13 protein-coding genes and 1 riboswitch are annotated in these 17,821 nt (G+C 58.3%); of the genes, 3 read left to right on the forward strand and 10 right to left on the reverse strand.

Going from position 1 to position 17,821, the window contains the following annotated elements:
- The 5 genes from AB5Y67_RS01075 to AB5Y67_RS01095 form a co-directional block, all read right to left on the reverse strand.
- Nucleotides 1-762: a Nif3-like dinuclear metal center hexameric protein gene (locus AB5Y67_RS01075; protein ID WP_106843152.1), complete on the reverse strand. Its 762-nt coding sequence runs from the start codon at nt 760-762 to the stop codon at nt 1-3.
- A 141-nt stretch (nt 763-903) separates the two neighbouring features.
- The gene (locus AB5Y67_RS01080; RefSeq protein ID WP_021231049.1) at nt 904-2,247 is read right to left on the reverse strand and encodes a sigma-54 dependent transcriptional regulator; all 1,344 of its coding nucleotides are present in this window, start codon (nt 2,245-2,247) and stop codon (nt 904-906) included.
- The gene (locus tag AB5Y67_RS01085; RefSeq protein WP_005334126.1) at nt 2,244-3,278 is read right to left on the reverse strand and encodes a PAS domain-containing sensor histidine kinase; all 1,035 of its coding nucleotides are present in this window, start codon (nt 3,276-3,278) and stop codon (nt 2,244-2,246) included. Before AB5Y67_RS01085 ends, AB5Y67_RS01080 begins: the two co-directional genes overlap by 4 nt.
- Before the next feature lie 106 nt (nt 3,279-3,384).
- Entirely contained in the window at nt 3,385-4,806 is a 1,422-nt protein-coding gene (locus AB5Y67_RS01090; protein WP_005350678.1) for a sigma-54 dependent transcriptional regulator, read from the reverse strand.
- Between the two features lie 268 nt (nt 4,807-5,074).
- Nucleotides 5,075-5,953 (reverse strand): DUF2726 domain-containing protein, encoded by an 879-nt coding sequence (locus AB5Y67_RS01095; protein WP_139494532.1) that lies wholly within the window; start codon nt 5,951-5,953, stop codon nt 5,075-5,077.
- 196 nt (nt 5,954-6,149) lie between these two features.
- On the opposite strand from AB5Y67_RS01095, the gene AB5Y67_RS01100 reads away from it, so the two are divergent.
- The 3 genes from AB5Y67_RS01100 (at nt 6,150) to ppx (ending at nt 10,289) form a co-directional block, all read left to right on the forward strand.
- The gene (locus AB5Y67_RS01100; protein WP_139494531.1) at nt 6,150-6,665 is read left to right on the forward strand and encodes a glycine cleavage system protein R; all 516 of its coding nucleotides are present in this window, start codon (nt 6,150-6,152) and stop codon (nt 6,663-6,665) included.
- Between the two features lie 74 nt (nt 6,666-6,739).
- A complete protein-coding gene (gene ppk1 / locus AB5Y67_RS01105) occupies nt 6,740-8,809 on the forward strand; it encodes a polyphosphate kinase 1 (RefSeq protein WP_005350671.1) in 2,070 nt (689 codons plus the stop codon).
- A complete protein-coding gene (ppx, locus tag AB5Y67_RS01110; protein ID WP_150388824.1) occupies nt 8,799-10,289 on the forward strand; it encodes an exopolyphosphatase in 1,491 nt (496 codons plus the stop codon). Before ppk1 ends, ppx begins: the two co-directional genes overlap by 11 nt.
- Nucleotides 10,290-10,565: 276 nt before the next feature.
- Here the strand turns inward: ppx and mgtE are convergent, their stop codons facing one another.
- The 5 genes from mgtE to AB5Y67_RS01135 all read right to left on the reverse strand — a co-directional run bounded on the left by mgtE (nt 10,566) and on the right by AB5Y67_RS01135 (nt 17,818).
- Nucleotides 10,566-11,909 carry a magnesium transporter gene (gene mgtE / locus AB5Y67_RS01115; protein WP_043823337.1) on the reverse strand — a complete coding sequence of 448 codons (1,344 nt, stop codon included), beginning with the start codon at nt 11,907-11,909 and terminating at the stop codon, nt 10,566-10,568.
- Nucleotides 11,910-12,031: 122 nt separating this feature from the next.
- Nucleotides 12,032-12,201: riboswitch (M-box (ykoK) riboswitch) on the reverse strand.
- A 182-nt stretch (nt 12,202-12,383) separates the two neighbouring features.
- On the reverse strand, nt 12,384-13,592 hold the full coding sequence (gene flgL, locus AB5Y67_RS01120) for a flagellar hook-associated protein FlgL (protein WP_199428055.1): 1,209 nt from the start codon (nt 13,590-13,592) through the stop codon (nt 12,384-12,386).
- Between the two features lie 4 nt (nt 13,593-13,596).
- A complete protein-coding gene (gene flgK, locus AB5Y67_RS01125; RefSeq protein ID WP_047437647.1) occupies nt 13,597-15,600 on the reverse strand; it encodes a flagellar hook-associated protein FlgK in 2,004 nt (667 codons plus the stop codon).
- Nucleotides 15,601-15,603: 3 nt separating this feature from the next.
- Nucleotides 15,604-16,677 carry a flagellar assembly peptidoglycan hydrolase FlgJ gene (flgJ, locus tag AB5Y67_RS01130; protein WP_150388822.1) on the reverse strand — a complete coding sequence of 358 codons (1,074 nt, stop codon included), beginning with the start codon at nt 16,675-16,677 and terminating at the stop codon, nt 15,604-15,606.
- 43 nt (nt 16,678-16,720) lie between these two features.
- Nucleotides 16,721-17,818, reverse strand: a complete 1,098-nt coding sequence (locus AB5Y67_RS01135; protein WP_005350664.1) for a flagellar basal body P-ring protein FlgI — start codon at nt 17,816-17,818, stop codon at nt 16,721-16,723.
- Nucleotides 17,819-17,821: the final 3 nt, after the last annotated feature.

A 17,821-nucleotide genomic window follows, 5' to 3' on the forward strand; every position in this document is an offset into this window, starting at 1 on the left:
CTACACCGGATTGTCGATATCAATAAAGGTCACATCCAGCCCGTGCACGGTCGCCAGCCACTCCCCCAGCGCCTTGACGCCGTAACGCTCGGTGGCGTGATGGCCCGCGGCGTAGAAGTGCATCCCCATCTCGCGAGCGGTGTGAATGGTCTGCTCGGAGGCTTCGCCGGAGATAAAGGCATCGATGCCCTGCTCCGCCGCCAGATTGATGTAGCTCTGACCGCCGCCGGTGCACCAGGCCACGGAACGGATAAGCTCGGGGCCGCTGTCGCCACAATAGAGTGGTTCGCGACCAAGGCGCTCGGCAATCAGCTTGGCAAAATCGCGGCCGCTCATCGGCTCTTCCAGCTTGCCCACCATGGCGACGCTCTTGCTGTTCCACGGCTCCAGACCGCGACGCACCTTGATGTCGAGCAGCTTGGCAAGCTGGGCGTTGTTACCCACCTCAGGATGGACATCCAGCGGCAAATGGTAGGCAAACAGGTTGATATCGTGGGTCAGCAGGGTCTTGAGCCGACGCTGCTTCATGCCGGTGATCTGGGCCGGTTCACCGCTCCAGAAGTAGCCGTGATGGACCAGAATGGCATCGGCCTCGGCAGCCACGGCGGCGTCGATAAGCGCCTGACTGGCGGTGACACCGGTCACTACCTTGCGAATGCGCTCGCGACCCTCCACTTGCAGGCCGTTAGGGCAGTAATCCTTGATGGCGTGCGGTTCGAGCAGATGGTTCAGTACGGTTTCGAGTTTTCGATGAGAGATCATAGGGGTCCCTTATTAAGGCTCGGTCCCCTGCTTTACCAATAAAAACAGGGCCCAGGCTCAAAGCGCCAAGGACCCCATGATAATCGAGCCGGGCCGTCAAGACCATGACAGCCCCCACACAGTGCGGTTTCCCTCCCGGCCTCAGGCTGGCAGATCGATCCCCGCCTCCCGCATCTGGGCCAGCTTGTAGCGCAGGGTGCGCGGGCTGATGCCGAGCCGATCGGCCACCGCCTTGCGGCTGCCGTTACAATCTTGCAGGGTGTCGAGAATGATCTGGTGCTCCTGCTGCTTGAGCTCGCTGCCGAGGCGATCGCCACCATAGCTGCGCTCCACGCTGACAAACTCCATCTCCTGCTCGTCCAGCTCCTCCAGAATGAGGTGGTCACAATCAATGACCCCGTCGGGGCTGAGGATCAGGGCACGCTGTACCACGTTGTCCAGCTCCCGCACGTTGCCGGGCCAGGGGTGAGCCAGCAGCCGTTCCCGCGAGGCATCCGTCAACTGTGGTGTCGGCAGCCCCTGCTGACTGGCATGAAGCGCCAGCAGATGTTCCGCCAGCGGCAGAATGTCGCCGGGCCGCTCGCACAGGGCAGACCAGCGCAGCGGGAAGACATTGAGGCGATAGTAGAGATCTTCGCGAAACAGGCCATCCTGCACCGCTTTTTTCAAATCCCGGTTGCTGGTGGCGATGACCCGCACATCCAGCGGGATCATCTTGCGACTGCCGAGCCGCTCCACCTCTTTCTCCTGCAACACCCGCAGCAATTTGGCTTGCAGCCCCTGATCCATCTCGGTGATCTCGTCGAGCAGCAGGGTGCCCCCCTGCGCCTGCTCGAACTTGCCCGGGCACCCCTGCACCGCACCGGTGAAAGCCCCCTTCTCGTAGCCAAACAGGGTCGCCTCCAACATGTTTTCCGGAATGGCGGCGCAGTTGATGGCGACGAAAGGCTGCTCGGCGCGGCTGGAATTGTCGTGAATGTAACGGGCCAGCACCTCTTTACCCGTTCCGCTCGGGCCGGTCACCATCACGGTCGCTTCACTTCTGGCCACCCGGGTCGCCAGCTGGAACAGCTCGGCAGTTTTGGGATCCCCGTAGACCACGGCGCGCTTCTCCACCTTTTGGGCGGGCACATAGCGGCTGACCTGATTGAGCAGCACCTCCGGCGAAAATGGCTTGGCCAGATAGTCGATGGCCCCTTCACGCATGGCGCGCACCGCGCCGTCGATGTTGGCGTAGGCGGTCATCAGCAGCACAGGGATCTGCGGATATTGCTGGCGGATGGTGGCCAGCAAGGTGAGACCGTCCATCCCCCCCATCTGGATATCGGAGATCACCATGTCAAACGGCTGACGGGAGAGGGCCAGCAGAGCCCGCTCGCCGCTGTCCGCTTCACGGCACTCATAACCGCCGAGCAACAGGGTATCCACCAGCGCTTCGCGCAGGCCATTGTCATCTTCAACTACCAGGATCCTGGCCTGTGTCATGCTACACCTCCAAGCTGCACCGGTTGCTGGTGCAGGGGGAACGACAGAGTAAAGCAGGTGCCTTCACCGGGAACCGAGGCCACACCGACCTCCCCCTGATGGGCACGCACTACAGATTGCACCACCGCAAGACCGAGACCTGTGCCCTGGGAGCGAGTGGTAAAGAAGGGTTCGAATACCTGACCGAGCTGATGGGAAGGGATCCCCTTGCCATTATCGATGACCCGCATCTCCACCCGGGCACCGCTGCGCACCGCGCTGACCAAGAGTGACGTGGCCCCTGCCTGCTGGGCATTGGCAATCAGGTTGTTGATGGCCCCCGCCAGCGCACTGCTGTTGGCCAGCAGACAGAGATCGGGCTCCGGCGCCTCCATGTGCAGCTCGCAGCCCTGCTGCTGGCAAAAAGCCTCGGCTCCGGCCTGCACTTCGGCCAGCAGCCCTTGTACCGAGATGGGGGTGACCACCTGATTGTCGCCATTGCGGGCGAACAGCAGGATGTCGTTGATCTGCTTCTCCAGATCCTGCAAACGGGCCATCAGCTTTTGCTGAAACTGAGTGCGAGATTCCGGCTTGAGGGTGCGGTTGGCCAGGTTGGCGGCATAGAGCATGGCAGCGGAGAGCGGCGTGCGGATCTGGTGGGCAAGCGAGGCCGCCATATTGCCCAGCGCCGACAGTCGCTTCATGTGGTTGATGCGGTCTTGCAGTTTACGGGTTTCGGTCAGGTCATTGATAAAGACCAGCTGACCGGGCTGATCCGGCAGCGGTTGGGTCGAGAGCTGGACCCGGCGCCCGTCGCGCAAGGAGATCTCGTGGCCATCATCCTCCCGCGGCTCAAAGCAGCGGGCAATGATGTGGCGCCAGAGCTCCCCTTCCAGCGGCTCCCCCAGCAGGGAGATGGCCGCCGGATTCGCGCGGGTGACCACCCCTGCCCCGTCAAGCAGCAACACCCCGGTGGGGAGCGCCTTGAAGATGGCATAGAGCTGGCTCACTTCGTGGGACTGGAGTGGCATGTCCTGCTGCTGGATTGTCATAAACCTGACCTCAAACTGGCTATTGGGTCAGGTTATTCAATTTCCATGCCACTAAATTATATGAATTAAAACAATGAATTGCGCATTAGCGTCAAGGCTTTGACCCTCAGACGTCCTTGCTCATCCCGTACTTTTTCATCTTCTCCACCAAAGTGGTACGGCGCATACCGAGCAGATCGGCGGCGCGGGCCACCACCCCGTCCTGAGACTCCAGCGCCTGACGGATCAGCTCCACTTCGAGGTCGGCCAGCATCTCTTTGAGGTTGACCCCCTCCTCCGGCAACTGCATGGTACGGGCAGAGGCGAGGGAGTGATCCAGCTCGGGCGGATCCTGAAACACCGCCGCCAGTGCATCCCGCTCATCCATCTCGGTCAGCCGCTCATCCCGCGGCTCGCTCGGCAGCAGACGATAACGGCTCGGCAGATCGGCCACATCGACGATCTGGTGCGGGTAGAGGATCAGCAGTCGCTCCAGCAGGTTAGAGAGCTCGCGCACGTTGCCGGGCCAGGGGTACTGCATCAGCGACTCCAGCGCCCGCTGGGTCAGCCGGATAAAGCCGTGGTGCTGCTCGGCATGGCGGTTGAGCAGCTCCTGCAGCAGCAGCGGGATGTCATCGATGCGATCCCGCAGCGGCGGCGTCTCTATGGGGAAAACGTTGAGGCGGTAGTAGAGATCTTCGCGGAAACCCTGAGTGCGGATCATCGCCTCCAGATCCCGGTGGGTCGCCGCTATGATGCGCACATCGGCCTGAATGGGCTTGCCGCCACCAACCCTGTCGAACAACCGCTCCTGCAACACCCGCAGCAGTTTGACCTGCATCGGCATCGGCATATCGCCGATCTCGTCGAGGAACAGGGTGCCCCCCTGCGCCAGCTCGAAGCGACCGCGACGAGCCGCGATGGCGCCGGTAAACGCCCCCTTCTCGTGGCCAAACAGTTCGCTCTCCAGCAATTCGGCCGGAATAGCGCCGCAGTTGATGGGCACGAAGGGGCCACTGCTGCGGGAAGAGAGTTCGTGGATGGCGCGAGCCACCACCTCTTTACCAGTGCCGGACTCCCCAAGGATCAGCACGTTGGCATCGGTCTCGGCCACCTGGCTGATGAGGCGGCGTACCTCCTGGATCCCCTTCCCTTTACCCACCAGCAAGCGCAGCAGGGCCTGCCCCTTGTCATGGGTCTGCTGACGGGGATGCAAGGAGACGAACGCCTGACAGAAGTGCAGATGACGGGTGAGGGATTCATAGGTAAAAGGCGAGAGCGCGACCCCGATAAAGTTGCTGTTGGGCAGATCGGCCTCAACCAGCGAGAGGAAGGGGGTACGGGGGAAGGCAGCCAGCAGCTCTGACAAGGGACGGTCGGTCAGCTCACCCACCAGCACCCCTTGCAGCGGACCGGAGGATTCGATGGCCACATCCAGATCGCTTTGTGCCACCTCCTGCCACGGGATCCCCATAAACGAGAGCACGGTTCCCAACTGTTGGCGCCGCTGCGCATCGGCATCAACAATCAACACGCCCATCTCCACCATATCCATTCCTCGCGATGTCCTGAACTAACTTATTGTTTTATTTAATGATAAAACAGCTACCGACTGTCTTTTTGCTGGCACACAAAGTGCCAAAATTCCGACACATTGTCAAAAATTGTCGTATTCAGGCTAAGTGTATCGACAGAAACGGGAGATTAGATAAATTTTGCCGAGGAATTTTCTGCATTGGCGCCGTTAACAAACGCCGCCAATGGCGGAAAGAAAACTGCCCTCTTCAGAGGGCAGCATGGGACACGGTGAAGAGCACTCAGTGGCGATTATGGTGGTGCGGCGCCGCGTAACGACACTCGGGGAAACGGCTGCAAGCCAGAAAGAGTCGACCGGCGTGGGGGCCTTTTTTCGCCTCCCGCTCCACCAGCGGCGCATCACAACGAGGGCAGTGGTGCACCTCGTGCTCTTCATCATCCTCTACATCGGCGAACAAGCCATCGACCAGCTCCCCCTCACTCTGTGGCGCCTCCACCATCCCCTTGGCCTGAATGGCGGGCTCGTGGAGCGACGCAGGCGAGATGGCCTCGGCATGGGCAGTGCGGCCACGCATCCCGGCACCGACATCCACGCCGTCCAGCAGCAGAGGGTTGAACGTCGGCTCACGGCGCGCCCCGTGCGGCAGATCGTCGATCAATGGTTCGCTGGTTTTGACCAGCAGCGGCAGGATCTGTTCGCGCAGCTCTTCCACCAGATAGCTGGCACTTGCCGGGATCTGCAGCAACGGCAGACCGGCGCTGTCGCAGGCGGTTTTCAGAAAGAGATCCCGCGCCTTGCGCTTCTGGTGACGATGGGAGCTGTCATCGAGTTCGATGGCACAGATAAAGGAGAGATCCGCGGGGTGGCAAAGCAGATAGTCGAAATGCTTGGCGCTGATCTTGTTGAAGTACTGCTGCCATTTGCTTTTGCCGATCCCGGCCTGCGGCGTCAGCACATCGGCCACCCGCACCTTGGCAAGGACCCGGGCCTTGTCACCCACCGCCAGATCCAGCACCCCGAGGAAGGATCGCTCGGCGGGACTGAACAGGGTCTCCTGCATATCATAGGGCAGGCGCTTTTGCTGTCTGCCTCTACTCCAGAAGATCGCCAGCACAAGCAGCGCCAGCAACAACAATCCCGATAGGACAAGGGTATTCATGAGAGCACGATCCAGTTCACGACACGAAAGGGGAATTACTTTACCACAGCCGCCACGGAGCAAGGCAGCAGACCCGTGTATAGAAAGTGAAAAGTCCCGTCTTTTTATCTATTTGTCAGCAGGCGGGGGTTCATATGACCAGTCCCAGCAGGCACAATAGGGATAGAGCAAGAAATCCCATTTCAAGGAGAGCAGGATGCAAAAGCAATTGGTGGTCACCGTGATCGGTGCAGACAAACCCGGGATCGTCGAAAGTCTGGCAGCTGTCATCAGCCGCGAGCAGGGCAACTGGCTGGGCAGCGCCATGAGCGAACTGGCGGGCCAGTTTGCCGGTATCCTCCATGTCTCTGTCCCCGATGAGCACTATCGCAGCCTGTGCGAAGCACTGGCCCTGCTACCGGGTCTGACCATCAGCTTTGCCGAAGGGACACCGACCGCCGAGCCAGCCCATCAAGTCATGATGACGGTGACCGGCAACGACCGCCCCGGCATCGTCCATGAAGTAGCCAGCATCCTGCGCCAGCTCGAGATCAACGTGGCCGATCTCACCACTGGCTGTGAACCGGCTCCCCACTCCGGCGCCCCGCTCTTCTATGCCCATGCGCTGGTTGCCCTGCCCGACGGGCTCGCGATGGATGCGCTGATCACCGCACTGGAATCCCTCTCCGACGATCTGGTGGTCGACATCGACGAAGCGTTCAGCGAGCAGTAACAATACTGTCATTTATTTGTCATATATTAACGCCATAACTGCCGCGCAGACGCGACCTGAAACAGAGGCACAAGATGAGCACCGACAAGCAGTATGAAGAGAAAGAGCTGAGCTGGCTCTCATTCAATGAACGGGTGTTGCAAGAGGCAATGGACAAGACGGTGCCCCTCATCGAGCGGGTTCGTTTTCTGGGGATCTTCTCCTCCAACCAGGATGAGTTCTTCAAGGTACGGGTATCGGACGTCAAGCGTCGCATCCTCATCAATGAAGTACATGGTGGCGACGATGAAGCGAAAGTGCTGCTGCGCGCCATCCAGCAAAAAGTGATGGCGCTCGGTGAAGCGTTCGACAACACCTATAAAGAGCTGTTGATTGCGCTGGCCCGCCACAACATCTTTCTGGTCAACGAGAATCAGCTCTCCGATGCCATTCAGAAGTGGCTGCGGGTCTTCTTCAAGGAGAAGGTGCTGCGTCACATCATCCCGATCCTGCTCAACAAGGAGGTCAATCCGGTCAAATTCCTCAAGGATGAGTATACCTATCTGGCCATCGAGATGAAGAAGAACGGTCAGGTGATCCAGTACGCCCTGGTGGAAGTGCCGACCGACGACCTGCCCCGCTTCTTCCAGCTGCCGCCGGAAGGGACCCGCCGCAAGAAGCAGATCATCATTCTGGATAACGTCATCCGCTTCTGCCTCGACGAGATCTTCAAGGGCTTCTTCGACTACGACGAGATTGCCGCCTATGCGGTGAAGCTGACCCGGGATGCCGAATACGATCTCTCCGACCAGCTGGACTTGAGCCTGGTGGACAAGATGAGTGACGGCTTGAAGCAGCGCCTCACCGCCATGCCGGTGCGCTTCGTCTACGAGCGGGAGATGCCCGCTGCCATGATTAGCTTCCTCAAGCTCAAGCTGCAGATCAGCTCCTACGATGCCATCATGCCGGGTGGGCGTTACCATAACTTCAAGGATTTCATCGGCTTCCCCAACGTGGGTCGTGACTATCTGGAAAACCCCAAGCTGCCGGCCCTCGATTGCCGCGATTTTGACGGCTTCGTCAACGCCTTCGATGCGATTACCAAGCAGGATATCCTGCTCTACTACCCGTATCACAAGTTCCACCACTTCACCGAGTTGGTGCGCCAGGCGGCGTTCGATCCGGCGGTGAGCGCCATTCGCATCAATATCTACCGGGTGGCCAAAAAATCGCGCATCATCCACTCCCTCATTGATGCCGCCAACAACGGCAAGAAGGTGACCGTGGTGGTCGAGCTGCGCGCCCGTTTCGACGAAGCGGCCAACATCGACTGGGCCAATATTCTCACCGATGCCGGGGTCAAGGTGGTGTTCGGGGTGCCGAGCCTCAAGATCCACTCCAAGCTCTGCCTCATCACCCGCCACGAAAATGGCGAGGCGGTGCGCTACGCCCATATCGGTACCGGCAACTTCAACGAGAAGACCGCCAAGATCTACACCGACTTCTCGCTGCTCACCCGCAATCCGGATATCACCGCCGAAGTGGAAGGGGTGTTTGAATACATCGAGTACCCCTATAAGCGTTACAAATTCAACCACCTGCTGGTCTCCCCCATCAACAGCCGCCGTCAGCTCTACCGTCTCATCGACAACGAGCTCTCCAACGCCAAGGCGGGCCAGCCGAGCGGCATCATCCTCAAGATCAACAATCTGGTGGACAAGGATCTCATCAACCGGCTCTATGCCGCCGGGCAGGCCGGGGTGCCGATCCAGATGATCATCCGTGGCATGTGCGCCCTGCGTCCAGGTGTGCCGGGCCTCAGTGACAATATCAAGGTGATCAGCATCATCGACCGCTTCCTCGAGCATCCGCGGGTGATGGTGTTCCACAACAAGGGCAACCCCCAGCTCTATATCTCAAGCGCCGACTGGATGAGCCGCAATATCGACGGCCGGATCGAGGTGGGCACCCCCATTTATGACGAGCGCCTCAAGCAGCGCATCATGGACATTCTCGAACTACAACTGAGTGATACCTGCAAGGCGCGGGTCATTGATGCCGACCAGCAGAACGAATATGTGAAGCGGGGCAACCGCCGCAAGATCCGCTCTCAGGTGGCGATTTACGACTATCTCAAACGTATCGAGTCAAACAATGGACAATAGTCTCTATGCCGCCGTGGATCTCGGCTCCAACAGTTTTCATATGGTGATCGCCCATCTGAGCGAAGGGCGTTTTCGCATCGTCGATCGCATCAAGGAGCGAGTGCGGCTGGCGGAAGGGATGGATGAGCAGAAACGGATGAGCCCGGAGGCGATGGAACGCGGCCTCGCCTGCCTGTCGCTGTTTGCCGAGCGCCTCACCAATATCAAGCCGGATCAGATCCGCATCGCAGGTACCTATACCCTGCGCCGCGCCAGCAACGCCCGCGAATTTGTGAGTGAAGCAGCCAAGGTGCTCAACCACCCCATCGAGATCATAAGCGGGCAGGAAGAAGCACGGCTCATCTATCAGGGGGTTGCCCATACCCAGCATATCGAGGGTCAGGTACTGGTGATCGATATCGGCGGCGGCAGCACCGAACTCATCATCGGTGAAGGGTTTGAACACAAGGCCCTCACCAGTCGTAAGATGGGCTGCGTCAGCTTTACCCAAAGCTTCTTCGCCAGCGGCAAGCTGAGCGACAAGCACTTCACCAATGCCGTGCTGGAGGCGCAGCACCAGCTCGCCCCCATCGTCAACCAGTACCGCAAGCTGGGCTGGCAGAGCTGCCTTGGCAGCTCAGGTTCGATTCGCACCGTGCGCGATGTGCTGCAAGGTGAGGGGCTGACCGATGGCAGCATCACGCTGGAGGGGCTGGAGCGGCTCAAGGCGCTGATGATTGAGCGCAAGCGAGTGGATAACCTCAAACTGGTCGGGCTTACCGAGGAGCGTCAGGAGGTGTTTGCCGCTGCGGTCGCCATCCTGCTCGGGCTGTTTACCTCGCTGCCCATCGAGCGGCTCGACTACTCCGATGGCGCCCTGCGCGAAGGATTGCTGTATGAGTTCGAGGAGCGCTTGCAGCACCACGATATTCGCGAGCGTACCGCACAGGCGCTCGGTACCCACTACCGGATGGACCGCAAACAAGCCGCCCGGGTGGAGCAGAGCGTGCTGACGCTGTTTGATGCCTTGCAAGAGCCCTGGCAGATGGAGATAGAGCCCTATCGCGCTATCCTCGGCTGGGCGGCCCGGCTGCACGAAATTGGCCTTGCCATCAACTACAGCGGCATTCACCGCCACTCCGCCTATATCCTGCAACACACCGACCTGCCTGGCTTCAACCAGGACGATCAGGCACTGCTGGCCGCGCTAGTACGATTTCAGCGCAAGGGGCTCAAGCTCTCCGAGCTGCCGCCCCTACCCAACCACGACATGCAGACGGTGCTGCGCTGCATCCGCATCCTGCGCCTCGCAGTCGCCGCTCACCACAAGCGCCAGGACGACCTGCTGCCCGAGTGGAAAGTCGCGGTACAAGGGGAGCAGTTGGTCGTGACCCTGCCGATCGACTGGTGCGAAGAGAACCGTCTCCTGATGCAGAATCTGGAGAAGGAGCATCGTTATTGCCAGGAGCAGGGCTGGCCACTGTTGTTCCAGCTCGGCTAAACCGGAAAGATAAATGCAAAAGGCAGCCCACTGGCTTAATGCCAGTCAGTTAAGCATTTTTATGACTAAATATTCAAAATGTTGAATGTCAAAAACTATTCCATAGTTAAAGAGTCAATTTGGCTCCAACCCTTGCCCTGACTGGCATGCAATAAAAAGAGGGAGGCATCATGCCTCCCTCACTCTTTAGCCCTTATCCCCTGCGGGTTGGGACTCAAATTCTCTTAACTGACTTGCATTAGCCCACTGGCTGCCTTTTTCATCTCAATCTCCCGGTTACTGCAACTCGGGCAACAACCACTTGGCCATCTCGAAGTAGATGATAAGGCCGGTGCCATCCACCAGTGTCGCGATGAATGGCGCAGAGACCACCGCCGGATCGATGCGGAAACGGCGCAGCACCATGGGAATAATGGACGCGACCGTAGCACTCCAGAGCACGATGGCGATGATGGTAAAGGTCACCACCATGCCAATCTGGGGACCGACGCCGAGACTCCATGCCCGTACCCAGGCCGCCATGGCAATGGCACCCGAGATGAGCAGACCGGTGGAGAGCTCCTTTTTCAGCACTGTGCCGAGATTGCGCAGGCTCACCTCCCCGACCGCCATGGCACGTACTATGGTGGTGGTGATCTGGGTGCCGCTGTTACCGCCAGTACCGATCAGGAGCGGAATGAAGAAGGCCAGCGCGATGGCGGCTTCCAGCTGCTCCTCGAATGCCCGCAGCACGGTGCCGGTGTAGGCTTCCGCCACAAACAGGATAAGCAGCCAGCCCACCCGTTTGCGCCACAGCTGCCAGGGCGTCGCCTGCAAGTAAGGGGTATCGAGCGGTGATGAGCCCCCCTGCATCTCGGCATCCTCGGTAGATTCGAGCTCCAGAATATCCGCCGCATCATCGACGTGGAAAATACCGACCAGTCGCCCCTGATCCTCGACAGGCAATACCGACAGGTCGCGGTCGATCAGCAGGCGCGCTGCCAACTCCTGATCCGCACGGGCGTTGATCCGCACCGTCTCCCGATCCATCAGGGTCGCGACGTTGGCCAGCGGGTCAGCGATCAGCAAGGTCTTGAGGGAGAGGCTCCCTTGCAGACGACCATCCCCGTTGACCACATAGATATGGCGAAACAGCTGGGCATTGTCCCAAGCATCGTGGATCAGCTGTTTGGCGTGACCGACCGTGTCCTCCTCCCGCACCGCCAGATATTCGTGGCGCATGTTGGCCCCCACCGACTCGGTGGGCCAATCCAGCAGGGAGTAATACATGGCCTGCGCCTGGGTCGGGAAGCGAGCCAGCAACATGGTGCGATCCTGACGACTCAGTTTGCGCAGGATGGCGACCATATCACGGCGGGGAATGGCCTCCTGCAACACGCTGACAATGCTGCCATGGAGCCGCTGCAACAGGCGCCCGGCACTCTCGGCCGAGAGTGAACCAAGCAGTTCGGCCCCTTGCGGGATTGGCAGGGTATCAAAGATGCAGTTGAGCTCTTCCGGACGCAGGGTCAGCAGTTGATCGGCGCGCTGAACCGGATCCAGATTATGTTCCAGCCAACCCTGCAGGGCGGCCAGATCGAGCAGTTGGTGACGATTAAGAATGGTATGTGTTTTCTTCATCACAGATATCCTCATGTGATTTCAGGCGAGCCTGAATGCCTCCGGAAATAGCCGGATGCAACGACAAGAAAACAGCAATTTGATTGACGAGTAATAGGCAGGAAATGACGCCGTTCGGCGTGTCATCATCCCCACGTACCAGCTTTAGCACTGTATAACGTATCCGGCATGCCGGAAGCCACTTGGGTTTACACCTTAATCCGATGAAAACTGTCCTGATCTTGGGCGTCTCTGGACGTCGTGAGATCAGTGGCCTGTGTTTATACAGGAGCCTCGCCTAACGAGATGCTGCAAATAATTCGCACAACCCTCTGTTGTGCGGGCGGCATGATTATCCAATCCCGCTGGGAGGTCAACCCCGCAACCACCATTAAATTGGCAACGGCAACAGCTTGTTACAATTGGCAGGAGATGACACGAAACCAATTTTCATAGTCTGGACAAAAGAAAAGGCCCCAAAGGGCCCCTTATTTATTAGCGAATATAGTCAAACAGTGTCAGACGGCTTATTTTGCTGAACGAGAGTTGCGAGGCACTCAATGCCGCATCCTCTTTTGACAGCGCGGAAATCACTTCATAGAGGTCCGCTTCCGATACCTTGGCTCTCGCCTCGGCGTTGAGGGTACTCAACCCCTCGTTAGAATCCATGACTGCCTCGAGACTGTTCATCCTGCCACCCAACTCCCCCAATCCATGATCGATATTCAGGCGAGCATTCTTCATATGGACGGTAGCATCGGCTACTTCCAGCGCAAAGTTGTCAGCGGTAATAGCGGGATCACGCAAAGCGGTAATAAAATCCGACATCCCGTTCAGCACGTTGTCATTTTTTGGTGGATTAAGGTCAAACTGCTGAGGCGCACCACCTGCAGGCAAATCAAGGGTCAACTCCAGACCATTGAAGGGGATCTTGGTGCCAGCAGTGTAGTTACCTGTTTGCAGGGTAGTACCACCGGCATCCTTGATATCATAGGTATCAGGCGGGCCTATGGTAGTTGATACGGTATAGGTGTTGCTGGGCAGTGCAGAGTTATAATTGGACTTATAGAAATTATCAAAGTTGCCCTGATCGCCGACTCCGACCGTGATATTTGCGGTGGTTGCACTGGCAGTTCTTCTGGTCGCCACGATTTCAAACAGATCCTGCCCGGAATCATTGGCAGCAATTTGTACTGTGGGTGAGACCTGAATATTTCGCTGACCAGGGTCACCCTGATAAATATATTTTCCGTTAGCGTCTTTGATATATGGCTGGGTCTTGCTCTGATTACCGCCAAATATAAATTCACCCGAGGAGTTTTTGCTATTCATCAGGTCAAACATCTGCTGCTGCAACCCTTCCAGCTCGCTGGCGATGGCCTTGCGATCATCCATGCTGATAGCGCCATTATTTGACTTCTGGATCAGGGTCTGGGCACTAAGCATCGCATTGTTAATCGACGTTAATACCGTCTCCTCATGCCCCAGGCTGTTTTCCAGCAAGCTGCCATTGACACTGTACTGCTTGAACAGGTCAATCTCCTTGGTCAGTGCCATCTTCTGACTCATCCCCGCAGGATCTTCGCCGGCAGTCTGAAATTTATTACCGGTTTGCAGCTGTTGGTAGGCAGTATTCAACCGCTCGTTGGCACTGTTGAGGGAATAGATATTCCGGTCGTAGATCATGTTGGTGGTGATGCGCATGACGTTACCTCACGGAAGAGAGCAGTGTATCGAAAATGGTTTTGGCCGTGCTGACGATTTGCGCCGATGCCGCATAGGATTGCTGGAAGCGGATCAGATTGGCCGCCTCCTCCTCCAGATTGACCCCAGACACGCTTTCAAAAATGCCGGTGCTCTGGATAAGCTTGGACTCATTGGCCTTGAGCAGCGTTTTTGCCTGACTGGTATTGTTACCCACTTCCATCACCAACCCGGAATAGGCCTGATTGAAGGTCATCTTGTCGTTGGTCGTCCCACCATTGGTGCTCTTGCGCACCAGATCCTTGTTTTGCAGCTCGGCCAGAACCAGGCCATTGCTGTTATCGGCAAAGCCATTGCTGTTGTAACTGAGCTTGAAGCTGTCACCGGCATCCACCGTTCCAGTGATGCTGAACTCGTAGCCGGGCGCCTGTTTCGGGTTTGGATAAGCTGGTCCACCAGTGGGGGGTGGCAGTTGCAAAGCAGCCATCAAATTCTGCCCCTTGCTGCTCGCAGGGGCCGTACCTATCAGAGTAGTACCATCGGCTTGAAACACCTGATAGTTACCACTAGCATCGATTTTGACCACCTGAGGCGCTGTCGGGCTCAGACTATTGGTACCAAAACCTGACCCCGCACCTGTATTGAATACTCCACCCAGTTTGATATCAGCCCCGCCGCCATTATTGGTGGTCTTTTCCGCTTTAAGCGGAGAGGCCAGGGCCAAATCTTCCGGTCGGGTGATCAGCTGACCCAGACCGGCTGCCGCACTTTTGGTCGGTTGCAGCAACAGTCTGTCACCCGCAGCTGGCGTGCCGGTGAGATCGATCGAGATCCCGTGCCCGGTCAGCTCAAAGGTTGTTGGTGGGGTAGCCCCCGCAGTGATCAAGGTACGATTGCCAGACTTGTCCAGCGAAAACACCTCATAACCAGTGGCACTGCTAAATTGCACTTCGTAATCAAACGGGGTCACTGATGTCCCCTTGCCCGGCACGAAGCTGACATTCGCCCCGACCGTCCCGGTGTTATTGCCGTAGGGTAAGCCCTTGCTGGTAGGCAGGGTGAAAATATCGCCGCCAATCTCGTTATCCAGATCCATCCCGAGGCGGTTCTGCTGGTTCATCGCATCCGCCATCGCCACGGCCAGCTGCCCCAGTTCACGCTTGGTCGGCTCAAGGTCGGTACGCGCCTTGAACAGCCCGCCCATGGCGCCACCAAACGTATCGTGGTCGATGGTTGCCTGATTATCCCCCAGAGTCAGTTGCAGCTCCTGATCTCGGGAGTCAGGATCTCCTGCAATCACCTTGAACTGGGCGACGCCCCCATCGAGGATCAACGAATGGCCAGTGCTCATATTGACCAGCATGCTGCCGTTGGGTTGGGCTACGGTGCGAATATCCATCTTCTCCGACAGCTGGCGGATCGCCTCATCCCGCTGATCAAACAGCATCAGGTTCTCTTCGGGTGACCCCTGGGTGCGGATGATGGCCTGATTAAGATCATTGATGCTGGTGAGCAGGCTGTTGACCTGCTTGGTTTCATCTTCAATGCGGGTGTTGAGGGTATCGCTCTGCTTGTCGAGCTGCGCCGAGAGGGTATGAAAACGGTTGACCATGCCACTCAACTCCGTCATCACCACCTTGCGCCCACCGATCTCGGCAGGCGATTCATTGGCAGAGTGAAATGACTTGAAGTAGGAGGTGATGGCCGCCCCCACGCTGTTGCTGGTATCCCCAAGCAAGCTGTCAACGCCAGCCAACTGTTCATAATGGGTCAGGGAGGCATGATAGGCGGAGGTATCACGGCGCACCTCCCCCTGCATATAGTCGTTGATTACCCGCTGGGTCTTGATGTCACCGGTCCCCAGACCGATGGTATTGGTATACACCAGCGTACGCTCACGCACATAGCCCTGGCTATTGACGTTCACTATGTTGTTACTGGTGGTCTGCAGCAGGCGTTGCTGTGCCAGCACGCCCGATGAACCAATCCCAAGCAGGTCGCTTGCCATACGTTACAGCTCCATCTCGTTGTATTGGGCAATGGCATCACTGCGCAATACCTGTTTCAATTTTCTGGCGTAGTGCGGGTCGGTGGCATAACCCGCCTGTTGCAGCGCCTCAAAGTAGCGATCAGGACTATCCACCTTCGCCAGGGCTCCCTTGTAGCGAGAGCCGGAAGTGAGGAAGTCCACATAGTCGTTGAAGCTCTCTTCAAACGACTCATAGGAGCGAAATGCCGCTTTCTGGCGGGAGGCGACGCCTTGCTCATACTCGAGCGTGCTGACCACAGCCTTTGGCCCTTCCCAGCGCGGATCGGCCTTGATGCCAAACAGGTTATGGGTCACCTGCCCCTCGCCATCCTTGATCACCCGCTTGCCCCAACCGCTCTCCAGTGCCGCCTGGGCGACCAGTACCGCCGGGCTTAACCCCAGCTTGTCGGCCGCTTTCTTGGCCAGCGGCATCAGGCGATTGACGAACTCTTCCGGTGTATCGAACTCTTTGCCCCCACTACCGGTGGCACTGCCCTCTTCGCTGGCCATGCGCCCCATGGGCGGAATGCTGCGGTGCGGTCGACGGGGCATAGTGAGTGCGTGACTCTCCTTTGCCCCCTCGGTCATCTCTTTTTCAGCAAAATCTTTGCCAACTTTTGATGCCGAGATCAAATCATCTGCTGCGGCCGTGGGTGGCTGATAGGGTTTGTAGGTCCGTTCGGTGCGCTGCGGCATCTTGAGCACTCGCCCATCCTGATGGGTAAAGGTCTCGGGAGAGAGCTGTTTGGCCACCATGTCAGCCAATCCCAGCCCCCCCTTGCTGGACATGTCGGCAACCCGCTGCTCATCCAGCATCCCTTCATAGAACTGGGTATAGCTGCTGTTCATCGGGTTGTCCTGAGTCAACACCCCGTTGGCCTGACGCATGCTCTGAAACAGCATCTGGGTAAAGATTGACTCGAACTGGCGTGACGCACTCTTGAGCGCTTCGGCCTGTCCCTCTTTGCTTTGGCTCATCTGGCGCAGACGGTCCAGGTTCTTGATGTCCTGTACCATCCCGAGATTCATGCCGCTGTTGCTGTCAAACTCCGCCATTTTGCTTACCTCATTGCCACCCGTGGCAACCACTTGCCGCTTGTTACAATATGACCAGTTGCCCTTCGATGGCGCCTGCCTGCTGCAGCGCCTCAAGGATGGCCATCAAATCACCCGGGGCGACCCCAACCTGATTGACCGCCCGGACCAGATCGTCCAGGGTCGCACCGGTATCAAACTTGAACATCCGCCCCGGCTCCTGCTGGACATTGATGGTCGAGTTGTTGGTCACCGTTGTCTCTCCTCCTGCCAGCGGGTTGGGCTGGGAGACCTGCTGGTTTTCGGCGATGGTCACCGTCAACCCGCCATGGCTGATGGCCGCCGGTTTGAGCTTGACCTGACTGCCGATCACTATGGTGCCGGTGCGGGAGTTGACGATGATCTTGGCCGCCTCATTGGCCGGATCCACCTCCAGGTTCTCGATGGTGGCGAGATAGGAGACGCGCTGACCCGGATCCCGCGGGGCATAGACCTTGACCGAGGTGGCATCGAGCGCCTGAGCGGTATTGGGCCCCACCAGATCGTTGACCACATCGGCCAGACGGCGCGCCGTAGTAAAGTCGGGGCGGTTAAGGTTGAAGGTGATGGTGTCACCCTGACTGAAGGAGTTGGGCACCTCCCGCTCCACGGTCGCACCGTTGGCAATCCGCCCGACGGTCGGGGTATTGATCACTACCTTGGAACCATCAGCCCCCTCTGCACCCAGACCACCGACCACCAGACTGCCCTGGGCGACCGCATAGACCCGCCCATCGAGCCCTTTCAGGAAGCTTTGCAGCAGAGTGCCGCCCCGCAGGCTCTTGGCCTCGCCGATGGCAGAGACCGTCACGTCGATGGTCTGGCCCGGCTTGGAGAAGGGGGGCAGGTCGGCATGGATCGCCACCGGAGCCACATCCTTGATCTTGGGCTTGATGTTGTCCGGCACCTTGATGCCAAAATTGTTGAGCATGGTACGGAAGGTCTGCTCGGTGAAGGCGTTGTTCTTCTCTCCAGTGCCGGGCAACCCCACCACCAGACCGTAACCAATCAGCTGGTTGTTACGCACCCCTTCAACCGAGCTGATGTCCTTGATCCGAGCCGCATTGGCCACGCCCAAGGGCAGCAGACAGCAGAGTAGTGTGACAAGACGGAGTGACTTCATAAC

The sequence above is a fragment of the Aeromonas sp. s12 genome, from assembly GCF_040907925.1.
Taxonomy (GTDB): domain Bacteria; phylum Pseudomonadota; class Gammaproteobacteria; order Enterobacterales; family Aeromonadaceae; genus Aeromonas; species Aeromonas veronii.